Genomic DNA, 16,488 nt, shown 5'->3' on the forward strand with positions numbered 1-16,488 from the left:
GAGCGCTGTGACAGGCCTGTGACACTCGGCGGACAGCTCGATGAACTCCCCCGGGCAGGCTCTTCCTCGTAACCAAGCACGCCGATGAAACACAGACTCCACCCGACGGGGGGCGCGAGATGAACGCACTGCACAGCACCAACTCCAGCGCAGTTGTGACGCGTCTCCACGACGTCGTACGGAGCACCGAGAAGTCCGGTGCCGCGAGCATGCGGGGGTGCGCCCGCGGCGCCGGGCGTCAGCACCCGTCGTCCGCACAGCCGAACCTCGTGCCCTACATGACGGTGCTCGACACTCCCGCGGTTCCGGCCGCGGGCAACATTCCGGGGGGAACCGGAGAGGCGGCGTACCGGGAGGGCTCGGGGGAGCGCGCGACGGTGTCGGAGGCGGAGTTCACCGCCTACGTCCAGGAGCGCCGCGCCTCCCTGTACGCCACCGCCTACCACCTGACCGGCGACCGCTTCGAGGCGGAGGACCTGCTCCAGAGCGCGCTGTTCTCCACCTACCGCGCCTGGGACCGCATCAGCGACAAGGCGGCGGTCGGCGGCTACCTGCGCCGCACCATGACCAACCTGCACATCAGCGCCTGGCGGCGGCGCAAGCTGAACGAGTACCCGACCGAGGAGCTGCCGGAGACGGCGGGCGACACGGACGCGATGCGCGGCACCGAACTGCGCGCGGTGCTCTGGCAGGCGCTGGCCCGCCTGCCCGAGACGCAGCGCACGATGCTGGTCCTGCGGTACTACGAGGGGCGTACCGACCCGGAGATCGCGGACATACTCGACATCAGTGTCGGCACGGTGAAGTCCAGCATCTGGCGCTCGCTGCGCCGGCTGCGCGAGGACGAGGTCCTCAGCTTCGGCCGTGACGAGGAGGAGTCCTTCGGCGAGCTGGTGGCCTGAAGGCAGGGGGAGGGGACGCGGGGTCCACGGGGGACCCGCGGGGGGACACGGGGAAGCGGCGGGGCCATCGGCCCCGCCGCTTCGTTGTGTCCCGGCGGATCCGGACGGGTCCGGGCGGATCAGGGGTCCGGGCGCGCTAGACGGCGGTGGCCGCCGTGCGGGAGCGGCCCGCCGCCGCTCCGGCGATACGGCCCAGCGCCTCCCCCTTGTCGCACGGGTGCGCGCCGAGCGCCGACTGGCGGGCCACGATCGCACGCTCGTCGCGCATCAGCCGCCAGCCGCGGCGCAGCAGGAACGCCACCGACTTGCGGCCCTCCCTCAGGTCGCGCAGCAGCCGGCGGCGGAAGGTCGTGGCAGGGCGGCCGCGCAGACAGATCGCGTCCGCGAGCACCCCCAGCTCCTGGCAGCGCGTGACGATGTCGGCGGCGAAGATGCCCTCCGCGATGAACAGCGGGGTGCGGCCGATGGCGAGCGCGGTGCTGCCGGTGATGGAGCTCGTCGCGATCGAGTACACGGGCACCTCGGTACGGCCCGTCCCGCACAGCTCGACGACGGCGCGGACCGCGGCGTCGGCGTCCCAGGACAGCGGGGAGTCCCAGTCGATGTCCGAACTGCCCGCCACCAGCGGCAGGGTCGGGTCGTCGGCTTCCTTGTAGAAGTCGTCGAGGCGCAGCACGGGCAGGTCGGTGCGGGCCGCGAGGGACGACTTGCCGGAGCCGGAGGGCCCCGAGAGCAGAACGACGCGCGTGACAATGGCAGATGAACTCACGGGTCACCAGTGTGGGCCATGCACCCGTGCGTGGGACCCCTCCGGGACGCCGTTGGTATCGAGCATCACATCTCAACTACGCTTCGCGATCGCGTGATTACGCTCCATTTCGTACGAGAGTGAGTGGGAACCCCATGGGACATCACGAGGCCCCCAACCCCGCCGGGGCCCGGCGTCGCCGGGCGCTGCTGCGTGCCGGGCTCACCGTCACCGCGGCCGGCGCGGCCCTCGCCGGCGCGGGCACGGCCGCCCAGGCCGCGCCGCTCCCCGCGGCCGCGCTCGGTCACAGCGCGACCGCCGACGACCTCACGGCCGCCGCGCAGGGTCTGACCGGGTCGGTGGGCCACGCCGTCGGACCGCTGACGGGGCTCCGGCTCGACCCGCTGGCCAACACCGGCGTCGACCCGCTCACCAACGGCGTCGCCACCCAGGTCGCCGACTTCAAGCCGGTGTCGACGACCGCCGCGACCGGCGTCCTGACCAGCGGCGCCGCCCTCAAGGACCTCCCGCTGGTGGAGGGGGTCACCGGCATCCTGCCGAGCTGACCCGGCGCACGCGAAGGGGCCCCGCCGTCACCGGCGGGGCCCCTTCGCGTGGTCGGAACGGCCCGGGTGGCCCACCCGGGCCCCGTACGTCGGCTCAGTACGCCGAGCCGGAAGCGCCGAGCGAGCCCGTCGGGTGCCACACCGTCTTGGTCTCCAGGAACGCGGTGAGGCGGTCGGTGCCCGGGTCCGCGGTGAAGTCCACGGCCTTGGCGCGCAGCACGCGCTTGAGGTTGTCCGCCGCCGCGATCTCCAGATCGCGCGCGAGGTCGGCGCCCGCGCCCGTCAGGTCGATCGCATTGACGTCCTGGTGCGCGGCGAGCGGCGCCGCGATCTCGGCGGTCCTGCCCGACAGGATGTTGACGACGCCGCCCGGCAGGTCGGAGGTGGCGAGCACCTCGCCCAGCGAGAGCGCCGGCAGGGGCGCCTTCTCGGAGGCGATGACGACCGCGGTGTTGCCGGTCGCGATGACCGGCGCGATCACCGAGACCAGGCCGAGGAAGGACGAGTCCTGGGGGGCCAGGACCGTCACGACGCCGGTCGGCTCGGGCGTGGAGAGGTTGAAGAACGGGCCGGCGACCGGGTTGGCCCCGCCCACGACCTGGGCGATCTTGTCGGTCCAGCCCGCGTACCAGACCCAGCGGTCGATCGCCGCGTCCACGACGGCGCCCGCCTTGGACTTGGAGAGCCCCTCGGCCTCGGCGACCTCGTGCGTGAACTGGGCCCTGCGGCCCTCCAGCATCTCGGCGACGCGGTAGAGGATCTGGCCCCGGTTGTACGCGGTCGCGCCGGACCAGCCGCCGAACGCCTTGCGGGCCGCGACGACCGCGTCCCGCGCGTCCTTGCGGGAGGACTGCGGAGCGTTGGCCAGCCACGTGCCCTTGCTGTCGACCACTTCGTACACCCGGCCGCTCTCGGAACGCGGGAACTTCCCGCCGACGTACAGCTTGTAGGTCTTGAAGACGCGCAGCCGCGTCGGAGTCTCAGACATCGAGGTAGCCCTCCAGGCCGTGCCGGCCGCCCTCGCGGCCGAAGCCCGACTCCTTGTAGCCGCCGAACGGCGAGGTCGGGTCGAACTTGTTGAACGTGTTGGCCCACACCACTCCGGCCCGGAGCTTGCTCGCCACCGAGAGGATGCGCGAGCCCTTCTCCGTCCAGATGCCGGCCGACAGGCCGTACTGGCTGTTGTTGGCCTTGGCGACGGCCTCGTCCGGGGTGCGGAAGCTCAGCACCGACAGGACCGGGCCGAAGATCTCGTCGCGGGCGATGGTGTGCGCCTGGGTGACGTTGGTGAACAGCGTCGGCGCGAACCAGTAGCCCGCCGACGGCAGTTCGCACGGGGCGGACCAGCGCTCGGCGCCCTCCGCCTCGCCGGTCTCGGTGAGCGCGGTGATACGGGCCAGCTGCTCGGCGGAGTTGATGGCGCCGATGTCGGTGTTCTTGTCCAGCGGGTCGCCGAGGCGCAGCGTGGACAGGCGCCGCTTGAGCGAGTCGAGCAGCTCGTCCTGGATCGACTCCTGGACCAGGAGGCGCGAGCCCGCGCAGCAGACCTGGCCCTGGTTGAAGAAGATGCCGGTGACGATGCCCTCGACGGCCTGGTCGATGGGGGCGTCGTCGAAGACGATGTTGGCGCCCTTGCCGCCCAGCTCCAGGGTGACCTTCTTGGAGGTGCCGGCCACCGAGCGGGCGATGGCCTTGCCGACGTTGGTCGAGCCGGTGAAGGCGACCTTGTCGACGTCGGGGTGCTCGACCAGGGCCGCGCCCGCGTCGCCGTACCCGGTGAGGATGTTGACGACGCCCTTGGGCAGGCCCGCCTGGCGGCAGATGTCCGCGAAGAACAGCGCGGAGAGCGGGGTGGTCTCGGCGGGCTTCAGGACGACCGTGTTGCCGGTGGCGAGCGCCGGGGCGATCTTCCAGGCCAGCATCAGGAGCGGGAAGTTCCACGGGATGACCTGGCCCGCGACGCCCAGCGGACGGGGGTTCGCACCGCTGTGCCCGTCTGTCGTCCTCCGGCCGAACCCGGCGTGGTCGAGCTTGTCGGCCCAGCCCGCGTAGTAGAAGAAGTGCGCGGCGACCAGGGGGAGGTCCGCGTCGCGGGTCTCCTTGATCGGCTTGCCGTTGTCCAGGGTCTCCAGGACGGCCAGCTCGCGGCTGCGCTCCTGGATGATCCGGGCGATGCGGAACAGGTACTTGGCGCGCTCCGAGCCGGGCAGCGCCGACCACTTCACGAACGCCCTGCGCGCGGCCTTCACGGCGCGGTCCACGTCCTCGGCGCCGGCGCGGGCGACCTCGGACAGGACCTCCTCGGTGGACGGCGAGACGGTCTTGAAGACCTTGCCGTCGGCGGCCTCGGTGAACTCGCCGTCGATGAACAGGCCGTAGGACGGCGCGATGTCGACGACCGAGCGGGACTCGGGAGCCGGCGCGTAGTCAAAAACAGATGTCGGTGTCTTCATGTCCATGGTCTCAGTCCACCGTCACGTAGTCAGGGCCGGAGTAGCGGCCGGTCGCCAGCTTCTGACGCTGCATCAGGAGGTCGTTGAGCAGCGAGGAGGCGCCGAAGCGGAACCAGTGGTTGTCCAGCCAGTCCGCGCCCACGGTCTCGTTGACCAGGACCAGGAACTTGATGGCTTCCTTGGTGTTGCGGATGCCGCCGGCCGGCTTCACGCCGACCTGGGTCCCGGTCTGGGAGCGGAAGTCCCGTACGGCTTCGAGCAGGACCAGGGTGTTGGCGGGGGTGGCGTTGACCGCGACCTTGCCCGTCGACGTCTTGATGAAGTCGGCGCCGGCCATCATGCCGAGCCAGCTGGCGCGGCGGATGTTGTCGTACGTCGACAGCTCGCCGGTCTCGAAGATGACCTTGAGGCGGGCCCGGTCGCCGCACTCGGCGCGGACGGCCGCGATCTCCTCGTAGACCTTGAGGTAGTGACCGGCGAGGAACGCGCCCCGGTCGATCACCATGTCGATCTCGTCGGCGCCGGCCGCGATCGCGTCCCGTACGTCGGCGAGCTTGACGGGCAGGGCGGCGCGGCCCGCCGGGAAGGCGGTGGCGACGGACGCGACCTTGACGTCCGAGCCCTTCAGCACCTCCTTGGCGGTCGCCACCATGTCCGGGTACACGCAGACGGCGGCGGTGTGCGGAGCGGAGCGGTCGGTCGGATCGGGGTTGACGGCCTTGGCGGCGAGCGCCCGGACCTTGCCCGGGGTGTCCGCGCCTTCCAGCGTCGTCAGGTCGATCATCGAAATGGCCAGGTCGATGGCGTACGCCTTGGCCGACGTCTTGATCGAGCGGGTGCCGAGGGACGCGGCACGCGCTTCCAGGCCCACCGGGTCGATGCCGGGGAGCCCGTGGAGGAAGCGACGCAGCGCGCCGTCGGACGCGGTCGCGTCGGCGAGGGCAGCAGAAGGTGCATTGGTGGGCATGGTCACCAGATGAGCATATCTACGCGCGTAGCTGCCTGTACAGCCCTCCCGGGGCAGCCGACCCCGGGTGAGGTCTGTCACACCGCTGTGACATGGAATGGACCCTTCTCGTACAGGTGATCCATAGATTTCTCCTTGCAGCCCCGCCCAGCCTCAACGGCCCCACCCGGCAGAGGAGGCGGCATGCGACCTCCACCACCACTGTCTCCGGCCCTTCGGCCGCCCTGTTCCACGGAGTCGTTCATGTCGACCTACGCCCGCACCTCCCTCCGCACCCCGCTCCGCGCCACGATCGCCGTCGCCGCGCTCGCCGGAGCCCTCCTCACCCCGGCCGCCGCCTTCGCGGCCACCCCGGCCGCCGCCCCCTGCCACGTGACCAAGACCGTCGTGTCGCAGCTGCCGGACACCACCGTCGTCCTCAGCAACGACCTGGCCAAGGGCCCCAAGGCGGAGCTCCTGGACACCAAGGGCGCCGTCCTCGCCACCGTCGACCGCGCCCACCCGATGGACTACGGCCACGGCATCCGGCTCGAAGAGGGCACCGACGGCAAGGTGACCTTCTTCCAGCGCACCGAGACCGGCGACAAGTCCTGGAAGGCGCAGCCCTTCCCGGCGCTGCCCGCCTCCTGCCTCGTCTCCGGCACCTACAAGCTGGTCGACGGCGAGAAGGTCGAGGTGACCAGGACCGCCCAGGGCCGCTACCGCGCCGACCTCGCGAGCAGCGGCAGGACGGTGCTCCGCACCGAGGGCCAGGACGTCGACGGCTTCTACGGCGGCATGCACCTGACGCTCAACGCCTCGACGGGCGCGGTGCTTTCGGAGTACACCGCGACCCGCTCGGGCTGCACCGTGACGCTGGTCGTCAGCAGCGTCTACGGAGCCGGTGACTCCGTGAAGCTCACCAACAGCCCCCAGGGTCCGAAGGCGGTCCTGCGGGACACCCGGTTCAAGACCGTCTCCACCGTCGACCGCGCCCACCCGAACGACAAGGCCCTCGGCGTGATCATCGACGGCGCGAACACCAGCACGCCGAGGCTCGGACAGCGCACCCAGGGCGGGACCCCGTACGGCTACACCGCCTTCCCCAAGCTCCCGGCCGGCTGCGTGAACACCACGCCCGCCAAGACCGCGGCGAGCCTCCCCGCCGCCAACACCCCCGCCCAGAACGCCGGCCAGACCACCGTCGTGCCCAAGGGCGCCGTCGCGGCCGGCGCCGAGTTCCAGCAGGACGGCAACGACAAGGGCGTGCTGATCGGGGGCGCGGCCGCGGTCGCCGCCGCCGGCGCGGTCGGGTTCGTCGCGGTGCGGCGCCGCTCGGCCGCCCGCATCTGATCGTCCACGGCGGGCCTCCCCCCGGGGAGGCCCGCCGCTCTTCCGTCCCCGGAGCGCCCCATGTCCCGTACCCGCGCCGCCCGTTCGGCCGCCGCCGCCCTGTTCCTGCTCGCCGCCGGCGCCTCGGCCACCGGCTGCGGATCCGACGCCGCGCAGCCCGCCACCCCGCCGCCGAGCATCTCCGCCGCCTCCAGCGCACCCGCCTCCCCCCGGGCCGCGGCCCCGCTGCCCGCCTCCAGGCCGGTGCGCGTACGGATCCCGTCGGCCGGGGTCGACGCCGCTCCCGTCCTCGACCTCGGGCTCGCCGCCGACGGCTCCGTCGAGGTGCCCTCCGTCGCCGACGCCGACCGGATCGGCTGGTACGACAAGGGGGTCACCCCGGGCCAGACCGGACCCGCCGTGCTCATCGGCCACTTCGACACCGTCGAGGGCCCGGCCGTCCTGCGCGATGTCTCCAAGGTCAAGGTCGGTGATCTCGTCACCGTCGACCGCGCCGACGGAAGAACGGCACGCTTCACGGTCCGGGCCCTGGAACAGGTCGACAAGAAGACCTTCCCGACCGCGAAGGTGTACGGCGACACCGACCGCCCCGAGCTGCGGATCATCACCTGCGGCGGAGCGCTGACCGGCGGCCACCGGCCCGACAACATCATCGTCTACGCGGATCTGGTGGCCTGAGGAAGACCGGCTCCGGGGGCGTGAGGCAGAATCGGGCCATGACGAGCCCCAAGCCGCCCACCGAGCCGGCCTACGCCGACCGGACCTACCGCTCGACCGCCGGCATCGCGGGCGGCTCGCTGCTGCTCGCGCTCGGCCTCTGGCTCGGCATCGACGCCGTAGTCCAGGGCCACGGCAACGCCCCCTGGCTGTCGCTCGCCGTGCTGCTCTGCGTGGTGCCGCTGATCGTCGCGTTCAGCCTGCGCCCCGTGGTCTTCGCCAGTGCCGACCGGCTCCTGGTCCGCAACCCGTTCCGCACCATCACCCTGCCGTGGGCGTCGGTCGCGGACGTACGAGCCGGCTACTCCAGCGAGGTCTTCGACCAGTCGGGCGGCAAGTACCAGCTGTGGGCGCTCCCCGTCTCGCTGCGCCAGCGCAAGCGCGCCGCCCGCCGCCAGGCACGGGACGCCTCGCTCGACGCGGGCCGCGGCGTGTCGGCGACCGCCGACGTCACCGACTCCACCGCGCGGATGGCGTCGACCGACCAGAACATCCGCGACCTACGCGACCTCGCCGAACAGGGCGCGTCACGCGAGAGCGCGCAGGGTGCGGTGGGCATCCGCTGGGCGTACGAGGTCATCGTCCCCGCGGTCGTCGGGGCGGTCCTGTTCGTGGTCCTGCTCGCCATCGGCTGACCCGCTCGCAGGTGGCCGGGCCCCCTCACGGCGGGCCCGGCCACACCAGCAGCATGTACGCGCCGAGCCACGCCGACGACAGGGTGGCCGCGCCGAGCACCAGGACGGTCGTCGTACGCCGGGCCCGCGCCAGGGCGAGCGCGAGCGGGAGCAGCAGCGGGAAGCCGGGGACGAGGAAGCGGGCCCGCGGGAAGTAGACGCCGCCGCTGCCGAGCACCACCACGAGCAGGACGCCCGTGAAGGCCAGCAGCACCAGCGGCTGTCGGTCCGCGAGCGAGAGCACGTACAGCGCGGCGGACAGGATCAGGACCACGGTCACCAGGACCAGGAACAGCGGCGGACGGTTCGCGTACACGAGCAGCTCGCGCATGTCGCGCAGGGTGCCGATGCCGCCGTCCCACTGGTTCTCCCACACCTTCTGCACCGCGAAGTAGCCGTCCCAGCGCCCCATCCGCACCCCCACCCACGCCACGTAGGCGCACCAGCCGGCCGGTGCGAGCAGCCCGCCGAGGACCACGGCGCGCGCCGGGCGCCCCGCCACGTGCCGGTCGCGCACGAGGGCGACGAGCGCGGCCAGCGAGACCGCGGCGGCGAGCGCGACGCCGGTCGGGCGGGTGAGGCCCGCGAGCGCCGCGAGGGAGCCCGCGAGGACCCAGCGCCGGGTCAGGACGGCATACAGCGACCAGGCGGTCAGCGCGGTGAAAAGGGACTCGGTGTACCCCATCCACTGCACCACCCCGACCGGCAGCGCGGCCCACGCCACCGTGAGCAGGGTGCCCGTGCGGCGGCCGTGCAGCCGGTCGCCGACCGCGAAGACCCCGCAGGCGGCGACGAGCGAGAACGCGACGGCGAGCAGCAGCCCGACACTGGCCCGGGAGCCCGGCGTGACCGCGGCGACCGCCTTCACCAGGACCGGGTACAGCGGGAAGAACGCGAGGTCGCTGGGCTCCTTGGGGTCGGCGGGCAGCACATAGCCGTGGTTCGCGATGCCCAGGTACCAGTTGGAGTCCCAGGACTTCGCGAGCACCGGCCACAGGCCGTGGTGGCGGACGTGCGCCCACTGCGCGAGGACGGCCACCCCGAAGAGGCGTACCGCGAGATAGCCGAGCAGTGCGGGCCCCGCGTACCGCAGGGCGGTGCGGGCGCGCTCACGGGCCGGGGGCCGGGCGGCCGCGCCGCGCGGGACCGCCCGGCGGCGGGCGGCGGGGACGGGGCCGCGACGGTCCGTGGCCGTCGCTGGGGGCGGGCCGGTCGGGGGCACGTGGGGCAGCTCCTTGGCTCGGGCACGGCGAGAGGTACGGGTCACCCTTTCTCGCGCGTCCCGGCTCCCGGGGGCACCCTTGCGTCAACTGCCGTACGAAATCACCCGAAAGCAGGACCGGGGCGGTGGTCGATTGACCACCGCCCCGGTTCGCGCGCCCGTGTCCGTCAGATGCCGGCGGCGGCCGCCAGGTCCTTCTTGATGCCGGCGAGCAGCTCGGCGCCCTTGGCGCGGGCCGCGTCGAGCCCCTCGGCGGAGGCGACCGGCACGACGACCTCCAGGTAGCACTTGAGCTTCGGCTCGGTGCCGCTCGGGCGCACGATCACCCGGGCGCCCTCCAGGTAGTAGCGCAGGCCGTCGGTGGGCGGCAGGTGCTCGGTGCCCTCGGTGAGGTCCTCGGCCTTCGTCACCGCGAGGCCGGCCAGCGAGGCGGGCGGCTGCTCGCGCAGGCGCGCCATCGCGTCGGAGATCACGGTGAGGTCGTCCACGCGGACCGACAGCTGGTCGGTGGCGTGCAGGCCGTGCGCAAGGGCCAGCTCGTCGAGGAGGTCCAGGACCGTGCGGCCCTGCTCCTTCAGGGCGGAGGCCAGCTCGGCGAAGACCAGGGCGGCCGTGATGCCGTCCTTGTCGCGCACTCCCTCGGGGTCCACGCAGTAGCCGAGCGCCTCCTCGTAGCCGTAGCGCAGGTCCTCGACGCGGGCGATCCACTTGAACCCGGTGAGCGTCTCCTCGTAGCCGAGGCCCGCGGCTTCGGCGATGCGGCCGAGCAGCGAGGACGACACGATCGACTCGGCGAACACGCCGGTCACGCCCTTGGCGACCAGGTGGGCGGCGAGCAGCGCGCCGACCTCGTCGCCGCGCAGCATCCGCCACTGGCCGTCGCGGTCCTTGACCGCGGCGGCGCAGCGGTCGGCGTCCGGGTCGTTGGCGATCACGAGGTCCACCCCGCCGGCCCGGCTCTCCTCGCGGCGGGCCGTGGCGAACGCCAGGTCCATCGCGCCCGGCTCCTCCGGGTTGGGGAACGCCACGGTCGGGAACGCCGGGTCCGGTTCGGCCTGTTCGGCCACGAGCACCGGCTCGGGGAACCCGGCCCGTGCGAACGCGGCGAGCAGCACGTCCTTGCCGACGCCGTGCATCGCCGTGTAGACGACGTTCGCGGTGCGGGGGGACCCGGGGGTCAACACCGCGTCGGTACGCTCCAGATAGGCGTCCAGGACCTCGTCCCCGAGCACCTCCCAGCCGCTCTCGGGGCGCGGCACGTCGTGCAGCGAGGCGACCGCGTCGATCTCGGCGGCGATCTCCGCGTCGGCCGGCGGCACGATCTGGGAGCCGTCGCCGAGGTACACCTTGTAGCCGTTGTCGCGCGGCGGGTTGTGGCTCGCCGTCACCTCGACACCGGCGACGGCGCCCAAGTGCCTTATGGCGTAGGCCAGTACGGGCGTGGGCAGCGGTCGCGGCAGGACCGTCGCCTTCAGCCCGGCGCCGACCATGACGGCCGCGGTGTCCCGCGCGAAGTCCGCCGACTTGTAGCGGGCGTCGTACCCGATGACCACCAGTCCGTCGCCCTGCCCCTTGGCCTTCAGGTACGCGGCGAGGCCGGCGGCGGCACGGATCACGACGGAGCGGTTCATCCGCATCGGCCCGGCGCCCAGCTCACCGCGGAGCCCGGCGGTGCCGAACTGGAGCGTGCCACTGAACCGCGCGGCCAGTTCCGCGGCGTGCCCGGCGTCGGCCGAACTCTCGATGAGCTTGGCCAGCTCGTCGCGCGTCTCGCTGTCGGGGTCCTCGGCCAGCCAGGCCTTGGCCCGCGCGATCAGATCCTGCGTCACGTTGTCAGCCTTTCGGGGAGGGCTTTCGGTGCTGTAGGTGCTTCGGTTCGGGGGAGGGCGCCGGTGCGGCTCAGATGCGGTCGAGCACCCGGGTGAGGAGCTCGCCCATGCGTGCCGCCGAGTCGCGGCCGGCCTGGAGGACCTCTTCGTGGTTGAGCGGCTCGCCGGTCAGGCCGGCGGCGAGGTTGGTGACCAGGGAGATGCCGAGGACCTCCGCGCCGGCCTCGCGGGCGGCGATGGCTTCGAGCACGGTGGACATGCCGACGAGGTCGCCGCCGAGCACGCGGACCATGTTGATCTCGGCCGGGGTCTCGTAGTGCGGGCCGGGGAACTGGACGTAGACGCCCTCTTCCAGCGTCTCGTCGACCTCCTTGCACAGCGCACGCAGGCGCGGCGAGTACAGGTCGGTGAGGTCCACGAAGTTGGCGCCGATGATCGGCGAGGTGGCCGTCAGGTTGATGTGGTCGCTGATCAGGACGGGCTGGCCGGGGCGCATGCCGTCGCGCAGACCGCCGCAGCCGTTGGTCAGGACGACGGTCTTGCAGCCGGCGGCGACGGCGGTGCGCACGCCGTGCGAGACGGAGGCGACGCCGCGGCCCTCGTAGAAGTGCGTACGGCCGAGGAAGACCAGGACGCGCTTGGCGCCGATCTTGTAGGAGCGGATCTTGCCGCCGTGGCCCTCGACGGCCGGCGCCGGGAAGCCGGGCAGCTCGGTCACGGGGAACTCGGCCTCGGGGGTGCCGAGCGCGTCGACGGCGGGGGCCCAGCCGGAGCCCATCACCAGGGCGACGTCGTGGGTCTCGGCGCCGGTGAGTTCGCGCAGGCGCGTGGCGGCGGCGTCGGCGGCGGCGTGGGGGTCGTCCTGGAGCAGGTCCGGGATGGCAGATGCGTTCACTGGGTCTCTCGCCTCGCGAAGGAACGTCGTCCCGCCCGGGTCTGTCCGGCCGGGTCCGGGGGGTTTTCCCCCGGTAAAGAAGAAGTACGCGCACGAGCGTAACCGCTGAAGTCCTACGCGCGTAGATGTGCAGGATAACGGAACTGTCCGATCCGTTTGTGGCTTCACACGAAAGCCCGGCCACACGAGGTGACCGGGCGCCCGTGACCTGCGGCGGGCCTCAGCAGGGCCGCTTGCGCAGCTCCATCACGTAGTCGTGGGGCGCGCCCGCGGACTCGGCCGCGTCGGCCAGCTCGCCGAGGTAGCGGGCGGAGGGCAGGCCGCCCTCGTACCCGTTCAGGACGTACAGCCAGGCCGCGTCCTCCCCGTCCAGGGTGTGCACGCGCACCCGCATCCGGCGGTAGATGTCGAGCCCGACACCCTCCCACCGGTCCATCGACTCCTCGTCGAGCGGCGCGATGTCGTACAGGGCGACGAAGACCTGCGAGCGCGGTGCCTCGACGATCGTCGCGAGGGCGCCCTCCCAGCCCATCTGCTCCCCGCCGAACGTCAGGCGCCAGCCGTTGAGCCAGCCGGTGCCGCGCAGCGGAGAGTGCGGGGCGCGGCGGGTCATCAGCCGCGGATCCAGGTTGCCGGCGTACGCGGCGTAGAGCGACATGGTGTCGAGGGTACGACAGTGGCCCGCGGGGGCTCTTCGCGCCGCCCGCCCGCGGCGGGGCCGCGCCGTGATCCGCCACCACGGCCGAATGGCGCCCCCGGGGCGAAGACGCTTGAAGCGTGCGGGACAATGAGGTACGTACTGCGTTCCCCCGGGGCCCCGCCCCGGACCCCCGGCCGGGCGGGCAGGCAGGCCGGGATCGACACTACGAGGCGGACTTTTTCGTGACGCGGATCGTGATCATCGGTGGCGGACCGGGCGGATACGAGGCGGCCCTGGTGGGCGCCCAGCTCGGCGCGGAGGTGACCGTCGTGGACTGCGACGGTCTGGGCGGGGCGTCGGTGCTCACCGACTGCGTGCCGTCGAAGACCCTGATCGCGACGGCCGAGGTGATGACGACCTTCGACTCTTCGTACGAGGAGTTGGGCATCCTCGTCGCCGACGACACCCCGCCGGAGGAGCAGTCGGCCCGGGTCGTCGGCGTGGACCTCGGCAAGGTGAACCGGCGCGTCAAGCGCCTCGCGCTCGCCCAGTCCCACGACATCACCGCCTCCGTGACGCGTGCGGGCGCCCGCGTCATGCGGGGCCGCGGCCGGCTCGCCGGACCCCAGGGCATCGACGGCACCCGCGACGTGATCGTGACCGCCGCCGACGGCACCGAGGAGATCCTCACCTGCGAGGCCGTCCTCATCGCCACCGGCGGCAGCCCGCGCGAGCTGCCCGACGCGCAGCCCGACGGCGAGCGGATCCTCAACTGGACGCAGGTGTACGACCTGGACGAGCTGCCCGAGGAGCTCATCGTGGTCGGCTCCGGCGTCACCGGCGCCGAGTTCGCCGGCGCCTACCAGGCGCTCGGCTCCAAGGTCACCCTCGTCTCCTCGCGCGACCGCGTGCTGCCCGGCGAGGACCCGGACGCGGCCGCCGTCCTGGAGGACGTGTTCCGCCGCCGCGGCATGAACGTCATGGCCCGCTCGCGCGCCGAGTCCGCCAAGCGCGTGGGCGACCGTGTCGAGGTCACCCTCTCCGACGGCCGTGTCATCAGCGGCAGCCACTGCCTCATGGCGGTCGGCGCGATCCCCAACACCGCGAACATGGCCCTGGAGGAGTCGGGCGTCCGCCTGAAGGAGTCGGGCCACATCTGGACCGACAAGGTCTCGCGCACCTCCGCCCCCGGCGTGTACGCGGCCGGCGACGTGACCGGCATCTTCGCGCTCGCCTCGGTCGCCGCCATGCAGGGCCGCATCGCGATGTACCACTTCCTGGGCGACGCGGTGGCCCCGCTGAACCTGAAGACGGTCTCCTCCAACGTCTTCACCGACCCCGAGATCGCGACCGTCGGCTACACCCAGGCCGACGTCGACGCGGGCAAGATCGACGCCCGGGTCGTGAAGCTGCCGCTGCTGCGCAACCCGCGCGCCAAGATGCAGGGCATCAGGGACGGCTTCGTGAAGATCTTCTGCCGCCCCGGCACCGGCATCATCGTCGGCGGCTGTGTCGTCGCGCCGCGCGCCAGCGAGCTGATCCACCCCATCTCGATCGCGGTCGACAACAACCTGACGGTGGAGCAGATCGCGAACGCGTTCACCGTGTACCCCTCGCTGTCGGGATCGATCGCCGAGGTGGCCCGCCAGCTGCACACCCGTAAGAAGGCGGGCGAGGCGTAACTCCCCTGGTGGGGCTGGGGGTTGGCGAGGGAGGAACGGGCCCGGGGAACACTCGGGGCCCGTATACCACTCGGCGACCCCCTTTGGGTGCACCTTCCGTTATTCGGCGGAAACTGCTGAGAAGATTCGGCCGCCCAGGTTACTGTCAGTTTCGTGTTCGCTGCAGAACGTCGCCAATTGATCCTCGAAATGGTGCGCGCCAACGGGGCGGTATCGCTCCGTGAGCTCGCCCGTGTCGTCCAGACCTCCGAAGTGACCGTACGGCGGGACGTGCGGGCGCTGGAGGCCGAAGGACTCCTCGACCGCCGGCACGGCGGTGCGGTACTGCCGGGCGGGTTCACCCGCGAGTCCGGCTTCCCGCAGAAATCCCATCTAGCCACCGCGGAGAAGACGGCCATCGCCGACCTCGCCGCCGGTCTCGTCGAAGAGGGCGAGGCCATCGTCGTCGGAGCGGGGACCACCACGCAGGAGCTGGCCCGCCGGCTCGCGCGGATCCCCGGCCTGACCGTCGTCACCAACTCCCTGTTGGTGGCCCAGGCGTTGGCCCACGCCAACCGGGTCGAGGTCGTCATGACCGGAGGCACCCTGCGCGGCTCCAACTACGCCCTCGTGGGCAGCGGAGCCGAGCAGTCCCTCCAGGGCCTCCGGGTCTCGCGCGCCTTCCTGTCCGGAAGCGGCCTCACCGCCGAGCGCGGTCTGTCCACCTCCAACATGCTCTCCGCGAGCGTGGACCGGGCGCTGGTCCAGGCGGCGGCCGAGGTCGTGGTCCTCGCCGACCACACCAAGCTGGGCGCCGACACCATGTTCCAGACGGTGCCGACGGACGTGATCACACGCCTGGTCACCGACGAGCCCCCGGGCCACGACGACCGGGCCGCGACCGAGTTGCAGGCGCTGGCCGACCAGGGGGTGCAGATCGCCGTGGCGGGCTCGTCGGGAGCGCCCTCCGGCGAGGCCGCGCCCGGCCGGCCGCCCCGCCGCGACATGCCCCTCCCCGGCCAGCGCCGCACCCACGCACCCGGTACGGGACCGCAGTTGCGCAGCGCGGCGGCGATGGGCGAGCCGCAGGGTTCGGCGGAGCGCGCGAGGGTGGCGGACCTGCGCCGGCGTTAGCCCTTGAGCCCCCGGTAGGTGAGGGCGAGCAGCCGGTCGGCCAACTCCGGGTCGTCCGGGGTCTGTTCGGCCGCGAGCGCGATGGCGTTGGTCAGCTGCATGAGGTCGGCGATGGTGACGTCGGCGCGTACGGAACCGGCTTCACGGGCCCGTACGAGCAGGGCGTCGCCCGCCTCCCGCATCGGCTCGCTGCACCGCGCGAGGGCGGAACTCGCGTCGCCCGACGCGGACATGAGGGCGCGGGCCAGGCCGCGGTACACCCCGGCGTGCGTGATGATGGCGCGCAGCCACTCGATGAGGGCGGTGCAGGGCTGCTCGGCGTCGAGCAACTCCCGTGACCGCGCGAGCAGTATGTCGACCTCGCTCTGGAAGACGGCGCTCAGCAGGGCGTGCCGGGTGGGGAAGTGCCGGTACAGGGTGCCGATGCCCACACCGGCCCCGCGGGCCACGTCCTCCAGGGAGGTGTCCGTGCCGTGTTCCGCGAAGGCGGTTCTGGCCGTGGTGAGGAGGCGGGTGTGGTTGCGGCGCGCGTCCGCCCGCAACGGCCGCCCCGATGTCCCATCCATACCCCCAGGATGCCACCCCGGCGACCCCACCTCCGTCCGCGGACCGTGCCCGCGTCTCGCGCAGTTCCCCGCGCCCCTGGGTGCGTTGCCCATGGCAGGGTGCCATGCCGAGACCACCTCAGCGTGTACGGCTGCCCGACCCGGCCCATGCGGGCCCCCTCAGCCTGTCCGGCGTTTGAGGA

General features: G+C 72.5%; 16 protein-coding genes. 7 read left to right on the forward strand and 9 right to left on the reverse strand.

Features of this window, described 5'->3' with window-relative positions; translation table 11 throughout:
• The first annotated feature begins 119 nt into the window (after positions 1 to 119).
• Positions 120 to 902: a SigE family RNA polymerase sigma factor gene (locus OOJ98_RS18350; protein ID WP_267055975.1), complete on the forward strand. Its 783-nt coding sequence runs from the start codon at positions 120 to 122 to the stop codon at positions 900 to 902.
• Between the two features lie 136 nt (positions 903 to 1,038).
• Here OOJ98_RS18350 and OOJ98_RS18355 read toward each other — a convergent pair whose 3' ends face one another.
• Positions 1,039 to 1,671: an ATP-binding protein gene (locus OOJ98_RS18355; RefSeq protein ID WP_267055976.1), complete on the reverse strand. Its 633-nt coding sequence runs from the start codon at positions 1,669 to 1,671 to the stop codon at positions 1,039 to 1,041.
• Positions 1,672 to 1,805: 134 nt separating this feature from the next.
• Here OOJ98_RS18355 and OOJ98_RS18360 point away from each other — a divergent pair, with 134 nt between their 5' ends.
• Complete coding sequence (locus tag OOJ98_RS18360) at positions 1,806 to 2,216, forward strand: hypothetical protein (RefSeq protein ID WP_267055977.1); 411 nt, start codon at positions 1,806 to 1,808, stop codon at positions 2,214 to 2,216.
• A 94-nt stretch (positions 2,217 to 2,310) separates the two neighbouring features.
• On the opposite strand, the gene OOJ98_RS18365 is transcribed toward OOJ98_RS18360, so the two are convergent.
• From OOJ98_RS18365 to deoC, 3 genes are read right to left on the reverse strand one after another with little or no spacing between them, the layout of a single operon-like run.
• A complete protein-coding gene (locus tag OOJ98_RS18365) occupies positions 2,311 to 3,204 on the reverse strand; it encodes an aldehyde dehydrogenase family protein (protein WP_267055978.1) in 894 nt (297 codons plus the stop codon).
• Positions 3,197 to 4,669: an aldehyde dehydrogenase family protein gene (locus OOJ98_RS18370; protein ID WP_267057015.1), complete on the reverse strand. Its 1,473-nt coding sequence runs from the start codon at positions 4,667 to 4,669 to the stop codon at positions 3,197 to 3,199. Before OOJ98_RS18370 ends, OOJ98_RS18365 begins: the two co-directional genes overlap by 8 nt.
• Positions 4,670 to 4,679: 10 nt before the next feature.
• Positions 4,680 to 5,636, reverse strand: coding sequence for a deoxyribose-phosphate aldolase (deoC, locus tag OOJ98_RS18375; RefSeq protein WP_267057016.1), 957 nt, complete (start codon positions 5,634 to 5,636; stop codon positions 4,680 to 4,682).
• A 243-nt stretch (positions 5,637 to 5,879) separates the two neighbouring features.
• Here deoC and OOJ98_RS18380 point away from each other — a divergent pair, with 243 nt between their 5' ends.
• Genes OOJ98_RS18380 through OOJ98_RS18390 form a run of 3 tightly spaced genes read left to right on the forward strand, consistent with a single transcriptional unit; the run spans position 5,880 to position 8,320 of the window.
• On the forward strand, positions 5,880 to 6,968 hold the full coding sequence (locus OOJ98_RS18380; protein WP_267055979.1) for a hypothetical protein: 1,089 nt from the start codon (positions 5,880 to 5,882) through the stop codon (positions 6,966 to 6,968).
• Positions 6,969 to 7,028: 60 nt separating this feature from the next.
• Positions 7,029 to 7,646 (forward strand): class F sortase, encoded by a 618-nt coding sequence (locus OOJ98_RS18385; RefSeq protein WP_267055980.1) that lies wholly within the window; start codon positions 7,029 to 7,031, stop codon positions 7,644 to 7,646.
• A 38-nt stretch (positions 7,647 to 7,684) separates the two neighbouring features.
• A complete protein-coding gene (locus OOJ98_RS18390; RefSeq protein WP_267055981.1) occupies positions 7,685 to 8,320 on the forward strand; it encodes a PH domain-containing protein in 636 nt (211 codons plus the stop codon).
• 25 nt (positions 8,321 to 8,345) lie between these two features.
• Here the strand turns inward: OOJ98_RS18390 and OOJ98_RS18395 are convergent, their stop codons facing one another.
• From OOJ98_RS18395 to OOJ98_RS18410, 4 genes are all read right to left on the reverse strand, one after another.
• Positions 8,346 to 9,452 (reverse strand): glycosyltransferase family 39 protein, encoded by a 1,107-nt coding sequence (locus tag OOJ98_RS18395; RefSeq protein WP_267057017.1) that lies wholly within the window; start codon positions 9,450 to 9,452, stop codon positions 8,346 to 8,348.
• Between the two features lie 296 nt (positions 9,453 to 9,748).
• Positions 9,749 to 11,410, reverse strand: a complete 1,662-nt coding sequence (locus OOJ98_RS18400; RefSeq protein WP_267055982.1) for a phospho-sugar mutase — start codon at positions 11,408 to 11,410, stop codon at positions 9,749 to 9,751.
• A gap of 70 nt (positions 11,411 to 11,480) precedes the next feature.
• Entirely contained in the window at positions 11,481 to 12,305 is an 825-nt protein-coding gene (locus OOJ98_RS18405) for a purine-nucleoside phosphorylase (protein WP_267055983.1), read from the reverse strand.
• A gap of 220 nt (positions 12,306 to 12,525) precedes the next feature.
• Positions 12,526 to 12,963, reverse strand: a complete 438-nt coding sequence (locus tag OOJ98_RS18410; RefSeq protein WP_053728283.1) for a gamma-glutamylcyclotransferase — start codon at positions 12,961 to 12,963, stop codon at positions 12,526 to 12,528.
• A gap of 224 nt (positions 12,964 to 13,187) precedes the next feature.
• Here OOJ98_RS18410 and OOJ98_RS18415 point away from each other — a divergent pair, with 224 nt between their 5' ends.
• Both OOJ98_RS18415 and OOJ98_RS18420 read left to right on the forward strand, forming a co-directional pair.
• Entirely contained in the window at positions 13,188 to 14,627 is a 1,440-nt protein-coding gene (locus OOJ98_RS18415; protein ID WP_267055984.1) for an NAD(P)H-quinone dehydrogenase, read from the forward strand.
• Between the two features lie 153 nt (positions 14,628 to 14,780).
• Positions 14,781 to 15,740, forward strand: a complete 960-nt coding sequence (locus OOJ98_RS18420) for a DeoR/GlpR family DNA-binding transcription regulator (protein WP_267055985.1) — start codon at positions 14,781 to 14,783, stop codon at positions 15,738 to 15,740.
• Here the strand turns inward: OOJ98_RS18420 and OOJ98_RS18425 are convergent.
• A complete protein-coding gene (locus OOJ98_RS18425) occupies positions 15,737 to 16,306 on the reverse strand; it encodes a TetR/AcrR family transcriptional regulator (protein WP_267055986.1) in 570 nt (189 codons plus the stop codon). The genes OOJ98_RS18420 and OOJ98_RS18425 overlap by 4 nt on opposite strands.
• Between the last annotated feature and the right edge of the window lie 182 nt (positions 16,307 to 16,488).

The organism is Streptomyces sp. NBC_00083 (assembly GCF_026343295.1).
In the GTDB taxonomy this organism is placed as follows: domain Bacteria; phylum Actinomycetota; class Actinomycetes; order Streptomycetales; family Streptomycetaceae; genus Streptomyces.

Coding starts and splice junctions, on each gene's coding strand:
- OOJ98_RS18350 (WP_267055975.1), top strand. CDS start 120: ATGAACGCACTGCACAGCACCAACTCCAGCGCAGTTGTGACGCGTCTC.
- OOJ98_RS18360 (WP_267055977.1), top strand. CDS start 1,806: ATGGGACATCACGAGGCCCCCAACCCCGCCGGGGCCCGGCGTCGCCGG.
- OOJ98_RS18365 (WP_267055978.1), bottom strand. CDS start 3,204: ATGTCTGAGACTCCGACGCGGCTGCGCGTCTTCAAGACCTACAAGCTG.
- OOJ98_RS18370 (WP_267057015.1), bottom strand. CDS start 4,669: ATGAAGACACCGACATCTGTTTTTGACTACGCGCCGGCTCCCGAGTCC.
- deoC (WP_267057016.1), bottom strand. CDS start 5,636: ATGCCCACCAATGCACCTTCTGCTGCCCTCGCCGACGCGACCGCGTCC.
- OOJ98_RS18380 (WP_267055979.1), top strand. CDS start 5,880: ATGTCGACCTACGCCCGCACCTCCCTCCGCACCCCGCTCCGCGCCACG.
- OOJ98_RS18385 (WP_267055980.1), top strand. CDS start 7,029: ATGTCCCGTACCCGCGCCGCCCGTTCGGCCGCCGCCGCCCTGTTCCTG.
- OOJ98_RS18390 (WP_267055981.1), top strand. CDS start 7,685: ATGACGAGCCCCAAGCCGCCCACCGAGCCGGCCTACGCCGACCGGACC.
- OOJ98_RS18410 (WP_053728283.1), bottom strand. CDS start 12,963: ATGTCGCTCTACGCCGCGTACGCCGGCAACCTGGATCCGCGGCTGATG.
- OOJ98_RS18425 (WP_267055986.1), bottom strand. CDS start 16,306: ATGGATGGGACATCGGGGCGGCCGTTGCGGGCGGACGCGCGCCGCAAC.